The following is a 5,982-nucleotide window of genomic DNA, read 5'->3' as shown; positions in this document are numbered from 1 at the left end:
GATCTTGCCTGTCTCGCGCAGGCGCTGGTCTGGCGGGCAGACGAGCGCGCCGTGTTCACCCGCGCCGCCGCGCCGCTCATCCGCTCCGGCGCACCCGACGATGGCGCCGCCGCGCAGCTGACCCGCGAGATCGAGGGGATCGACACGATCCTTGAAACCTATGGCCTCGGCGCCCCGCCCGCCTATCCCGAGATCGACGGCGCGGGCACCATCACCCCGGCCGAGCGCGAAAGCCGGTTGCAGGCCGCCAGCCTGCTCGCACAGACCCCGCGCGAAGCCTCGCTCCAGTCCCTCGATCCCAGTCTCGAATTCGCGCTTGCGCTGCTCGACGGCAGCGACCGCGACGATGCCATCCGTTTCGAGCCGATCACCGGCGGGCTCAACGCCCCGGCCATGGCCCGCGCCGCGCGGCTCGACTGGAGCCGCTACCGCTACAGCGCGATGATCGTCACCGGGATCGGCCCCGAAATCGACGGCCAGCCGCTCAGCCCGCTCGGCAAGGCGCACCTGCGGCTCGCCGCGGCGCGATTTGCCCGCGGCGACGTCCCCTTCATCGTGTTCACCGGCGGCCACGCCCACCCCCGCGCGACCCGCTTCGCCGAGGCGGTCGAGATGCGCCGCGCGCTCATCGCGCGCTATGGCGTACCCGCCGACGCGATCGTGATCGAACCCTACGCGCGCCACACCACGACCAACCTGCGCAACGCCGCGCGCCGGCTCGCCATGCTCGGCGCGCCCGCCGCGATGCCCGCGCTCATCGTGTGCAACCCGCAGCAGAGCGCCTATATCGAAAGCCCCGCGTTCACCCAGCGCAACACGCGCGAACTGGGCTATCAGCCGGGCCGCGTGCTGGCGCGTCTTTCGCCCACCGAACTGGTCTTCGCGCCCGCGCCGCAGGTCGACCGGATCGACCCGCGCGATCCGCTCGACCCCTAGTGGACAAAATCGGGCGGTGATCGGAACGGCTGGATTGAGTGGGTTCCCGCCCACCCCGTCCGGCTAGGTCCCTTCGGTCCCAAGCCTACCGGCCCGCCCGCAAGCGGGAGGGCAATGCGCGNGACCCCTAGTGGACAAAATCGGGCGGTGATCGGAACGGCTGGATTGAGTGGGTTCCCGCCCACCCCGTCCGGCTAGGTCCCTTCGGTCCCAAGCCTACCGGCCCGCCCGCAAGCGGGAGGGCAATGCGCGATCCCCCCTCCCGCGTGCGGGAGGGGCAGCGAGACTTGGAAGAGCGTAGCGAACCCAGCCGCAGCGGGGTGGGCGCGCCCCTACGCCCGCAAAGACACGAAACCGGACGTTTGCGCCGCCTGGGGCCCGACCACCCGCACCCCGGTCCGCCGACGGTAGGCCAGCGTGCGGCACAGCCGTGCGTGCAGCGCGTGGCCGAGCCGGAAGCGCCACAGCAGCGCCGCTGCCAGTGCGCTGCCCGCCACCGGCAGGGCGATGCCCAGAGCCGCGATCACCGCGCGCACACCCGCGTCCTGCACCAGCCCCGGCGCGTAGCCCGCCCGGTCGAGCGTGAAGCCGATCACCGCCGATGCCGCGCTGCCGCTGCTTTTGACCACCACCAGGAAGACCGCGAAGAGCCCCGCCTCGAACCGGCGGCGATGGCGCCATTCGACCGCGTCGACGACGTCGGCCAGCATCGCCCAGGGCAGCATGAACACCGCCGTCTGGGCAAAGCCGATCACCCCGGCCAGGCCGAGCCGCGCCCCGGCCAGGGGCGAGGCCAGCCAGAACCCGCAGAGCGCCAGCGCGTAGAGCAGGTGCCCCGCGATCAGCAACCGGCGCGCATCGATCCGCCCGGCCAGCGCGGTCCACGCCAGCACGCCCGCGAACTGCCCTACCGTGACCGCCAGAAGGACCGGACGCACCGCTTCGGGCTCGGCCAGGACATAGCGCGCGAAATAGAGCACCATGCGATCGAAACCGGGCGCGGCGAACCCGGTCAGCAGACCAAGCGCGAGCATCGCCAGGACCAGCGGATCGCGCAAGGGCACAGCCAGCCCGTCGCCCGTCACAGGCCCCGGACAGGGATCGGCGTGGGCCGACGCCTCCTCCACACGCGCCGGATGCCGGGTGCGGCAGGCCCAGGCGCAGGCCCCCATCGCCGCGACGAACAGCGCGCCCACGCCCAGCCCCATCGCGGCAAGCGCGGGATAATCGTCGCCGTGGGTCGCCGCCTCGACCCCCGGCGCGATGATGAGCGCGATGCTGACCGAGGACAGCGAACTGAAGAAACGGCGATAGCCCGAGATCCGCGCCCGCGTCCGGCTGCTTTGGCTGATGCGCGCCATCAGCGCGTTGTGCGGCACGTCGACCAGCGCATAGGCGCTACGGAAAGTCACCAGCGCCAGCGCCAGCCACCCGCTCGCCGTGACACCCAGTGCCGGCAGCGCATAGACCATCGCGAAGGCCAGCCCACCGGGCACCGCGCCCGCGACCAGCAGGCTGGCGTAGTTGATGGCGCGCGCGCGCAGATGGATCACGATCCGGGCCGCCAGCAGATCGAACACCAGATCGCCCAGCACCACCAGCAGCATCACGCCACCCGCCACGCGGCCCGACAGCCCGGCAAGATCGGTCAGCAGGTAGAGAAAAGTCAGCTCACCGCTGGCAAAGACGATGTTCTTGCCCAGGTTCCCCGCCGAATAGGCGATCAGCCGCCCCTCCTCGCGCGCACCCTGCCCGATGGCCGGGGCAGGCCCGCGCCGGGACCGGGCGGGAAACGAGGGTTCGAAAGCGGGCATGACGCGATCCGCTTCCTAGCCCGGCGATCTTACACTCCCACGACAGCGCCTCGCACGGCGGGACCGGCTCGCGCGTTCAATCGACCGGGATCGGGCGCACCGGCTCGACCTGCGCCAGCGGCTGGACCCGCGCCAGCCGCAAGGCGACGAGCAGCGCGATCCCCATCAGCGCGCCGGTGAACAGCGCCACCCCGCTCCAGCCCGCATGGGTCCAGGCGTAGCCCCCGCTCGACCCCAGCAGGCTCGAGCCCATGTAATAGGCAAAGAGATAGCTCGCGGTCGCCTGCGCACGGTCCTGCCGCGCGCGCCGCCCGACCCAGGACGAAGCGATCGCGTGCGCCGCGAAGAAGGCCACCGTCACCACCGCGATCCCTGCGACGACCAGCGCCAGCGGCCGCGCCGCGGTGAGCGCGATGCCCGCCACGAACAGCACCAGCGGCAGCCACAGGCTCCGGCGCGGACCGAACCGGCTCGACAGGTGCCCGGCCAGCGCCGAGCTGAACGAGCCGAGCAGATAGAGCAGGAAAATGAGACCGACCTCGGTCTGCGACAGCGCGTAGGGCGGCGCGATCAGCCGGTATCCCGCGTAATTGTAGATCGAGATGAACGCCCCCATCAGCAGGAACGCCTCGAGAAACAGCCAGGGCAGCGCCTTGTCGGCGAACAGGCGCGCGAAGCCCGCCGCATAGCCCAGGAACGAATGCCGGCGCGGCTCGAACTGGCGCGAGGGCGGCAGCACCCGCCAGAACAGGAGCGCGATGGCCAGCCCGGCCAGCCCGGTCAGGCTCAGCGCGTCGCGCCAGCCCAGCCACTGCGTCAGAACGCTCACCAGCAACCGCCCGCTCATCCCGCCAACCGCCGAACCGCCGATGTACAGGCCCATCGCCCGGCCCACCGCACCATCGTCCACTTCCTCGCTGATATAGGCCATCGCCACCGCGGGCATGCCCGCCAGCGCAAGGCCGCAGCCAAAGCGCGCGACCAGCAGGCTGTCCCACCCCGGCAGGAAGCCCAGCACCGTGGTCAGCAGCGCCGCCAGCAGCAGCGAGGCGATCATCAGCGGGCGGCGTCCGAGCCGGTCCGAGACCATCCCTGCAACCAGCAGCACGAAGGCCATCGGCCCGGTCGCCAGCGAGACCGCCAGGCTTGCCTGTTCAGCGCTCAGGCCATAGGCGCGGCTGAAATGCGGCAGCAGCGGCTGGGTGCAGTAGAGCAGCGCGAAAGTCGAAAGCCCCGCCAGCAGCATCGCGAGGCACAGCCGGCGATAGGCCGCGGTTCCAGGTACGATCTTTTGCGCAGTCATCCCGCCAGGCTATGAACCCGCGCCCGGCACGGCGCAATGGCTGCGCCAGGCGTTTTGTCCTGAAGCATTTTCCAAGCCGTCCGGTGCCTCCTCCCGACGGGAAAATGCGCCAATCGTCAGGCACAAACCGGAGACAGCGCTTCAAGCCGCGCGAGCACGCCGTCCATGTGCGCGTCCCAGCTCGGCGCGCGCCACGCCGGGACCCGCGCGCGCTGCGCCTGGTGGAGCGGCCCCTCGCCCGCATGGTCGAGGATCGCCGCCAGCCAGCCCGGCCCGTCGAGCGGGTCGCGGTAATCGGGAACATCCCCGCCCACCTCGCGCATCGCCGCGATGTCGCTGCACACCACCGGCGTTCCCACCGACAAGGCCTCGGCCACCGGCATCCCGAAACCTTCGGCAAACGAAGGCATGAGCAGCGCGCGCGCACCGCGCAGGAGCGCGGCAAGCCGCTTGTCGGGGCACCCGCTCAGCTCCTCGACATGGGGGGCGAGCGCGGGACAGCGATCCAGCATATCAAGCACCTGCTCGTTCTCCCACCCGCGCCGACCGACGATGACCAGGCGCGGGATCGCGGCCGGCTCCATCGTCTCGGCCATCGCCCGCCACAAATGCAGCAACGCGAGGTGGTTCTTGCGCGGCTCGATCGTGCCCAGACACAGGAAATAGGGGCGCGCGTCGGCGAAACGGAAGGGCTCCACCGCGGCGACCGGCTCCGTACCCAGCAGCGCGGCATGGATCGGGGGCACCGTCACCCCGGCTTCGAGCAAGGGGTCGCCGCGCTCCACCCAGCGGGCGAAGGAAGCGCCCGTCGCCACCGAATTGGCGATCACCAGGTCGGCAAGGTTGGCGACGCTGGCCATGCGCTGGCGGTGCAGGTCCGCGCCCGAGGGCCGTGCGTACTCGGGGTATTCGATCGGGATGAGATCGTGGACCAGGCACACGAAGCGCGCGCGCTCACGCCCGAGCAGCCCGGCAATGCGGTCCTGACGCGTCAGATGATGGGGCGAAACCTGGAGATAGAGCGCGCCGGGCCAGTCCCCCACGCCCTTGCGGGTAGGCAGCAGCGCCTTCATCCACGGCAGCACGGAGACCAGCGAGCGCTGGCCACGCCCCCCTTCCTCCTGCGCCCAGCGGCGTTCCAGCTCGTCGAGATAGGCCAGCGCCGCGCCGCGATCGAGCCTTCCGTAAAGGCCGGAAGGGTGGACCGCGGCGAAAGCCAGATCGTCCGCGCCCAGCCGCGCCAGGAGGCCGCGTGCATAAGCCATCTCCACGCGGTCCACACCCGAAGGGGTCGAATGGCGCACGCGCGAGATCAGGCGCGAGAGGTCGAAAATCACGCGGGTCATCGCAGCCATGCCATGAGCCGCCCCTGCATCCGGCGCAAGGGCTCGATCCAGCCCAGGCGATTGACCGCCCGGTTTTCCACCATGCGCGCCACCAGCACTTCGGGCGGGCACGGCAAGCCGCTTACCGGATCGAGATAGCGCGGGTAGAGGATCAGCACGCCCGCCACCAGCGCGTCGAGTGTCAAGGCGCGCCCGCGCCGGTCGGGAACCGCGCCGAGATCGCGCGTCAGCCCCCAGCCCGCGTAGAACGGCGTACCGTGGCAGGTCACCGCGCACCCGCGCATCAGCGCCTCGAACCCGGTCAGCGAGGTCAGCACGTGGACCGCATCGACCGCGCCGAGCAGCGGCGCCATGCCGCCCCCGCGCACGATGCGATCGGCGAAGACCAGCGCGTCCTCGTCCGCGATGGCGCCCTTGCGGTGCCCGGCGTCGACGTCCGGATGCGGGCGCCACCAGATCTCGGCCTCGGGTTCGAGCGCGCGCACGCGGCGCAGCAGTTCGCGGTTGGACGCCAGCCCGCCGCCGCCCGCCAGCACCGACATGTCGTCCTCGACCTGCCCCGGCACGAGCACCCGGCGGCGCC

At 71.4% G+C, this 5,982-nt stretch carries 5 protein-coding genes; 1 reads left to right on the top strand and 4 read right to left on the bottom strand.

Features of this window, described 5'->3' with window-relative positions:
• On the top strand, positions 1 to 936 hold a 936-nt coding region (locus MTR62_RS19245; RefSeq protein WP_244023985.1), incomplete at its 5' end, for a YdcF family protein.
• Positions 937 to 1,268: 332 nt separating this feature from the next.
• On the opposite strand, the gene MTR62_RS19240 is transcribed toward MTR62_RS19245, so the two are convergent.
• The 4 genes from MTR62_RS19240 to MTR62_RS19225 form a co-directional block, all read right to left on the bottom strand.
• Positions 1,269 to 2,750 (bottom strand): MFS transporter, encoded by a 1,482-nt coding sequence (locus tag MTR62_RS19240; RefSeq protein ID WP_244023983.1) that lies wholly within the window; start codon positions 2,748 to 2,750, stop codon positions 1,269 to 1,271.
• A 76-nt stretch (positions 2,751 to 2,826) separates the two neighbouring features.
• The gene (locus MTR62_RS19235; RefSeq protein ID WP_244023981.1) at positions 2,827 to 4,053 is read right to left on the bottom strand and encodes an MFS transporter; all 1,227 of its coding nucleotides are present in this window, start codon (positions 4,051 to 4,053) and stop codon (positions 2,827 to 2,829) included.
• A gap of 116 nt (positions 4,054 to 4,169) precedes the next feature.
• Positions 4,170 to 5,399, bottom strand: coding sequence for a glycosyltransferase family 4 protein (locus tag MTR62_RS19230; protein ID WP_244023978.1), 1,230 nt, complete (start codon positions 5,397 to 5,399; stop codon positions 4,170 to 4,172).
• Positions 5,396 to 5,982: capsular polysaccharide export protein, LipB/KpsS family (locus MTR62_RS19225; RefSeq protein ID WP_456152715.1), on the bottom strand; the 587-nt coding region annotated here is incomplete at its 5' end. The genes MTR62_RS19225 and MTR62_RS19230, both read right to left, overlap by 4 nt.

Source organism: Novosphingobium organovorum (genome assembly GCF_022832435.1).
GTDB classification, from domain to species: Bacteria; Pseudomonadota; Alphaproteobacteria; order Sphingomonadales; family Sphingomonadaceae; genus Novosphingobium; species Novosphingobium organovorum.
This window is presented reverse-complemented; position numbering and strand designations above follow the sequence as displayed.

What these genes read in the sequence shown, in the direction of transcription:
- MTR62_RS19240 (WP_244023983.1), bottom strand. Translation starts at nt 2,750, where the DNA reads ATGCCCGCTTTCGAACCCTCGTTTCCCGCCCGGTCCCGGCGCGGGCCT.
- MTR62_RS19235 (WP_244023981.1), bottom strand. Translation starts at nt 4,053, where the DNA reads ATGACTGCGCAAAAGATCGTACCTGGAACCGCGGCCTATCGCCGGCTG.
- MTR62_RS19230 (WP_244023978.1), bottom strand. Translation starts at nt 5,399, where the DNA reads ATGACCCGCGTGATTTTCGACCTCTCGCGCCTGATCTCGCGCGTGCGC.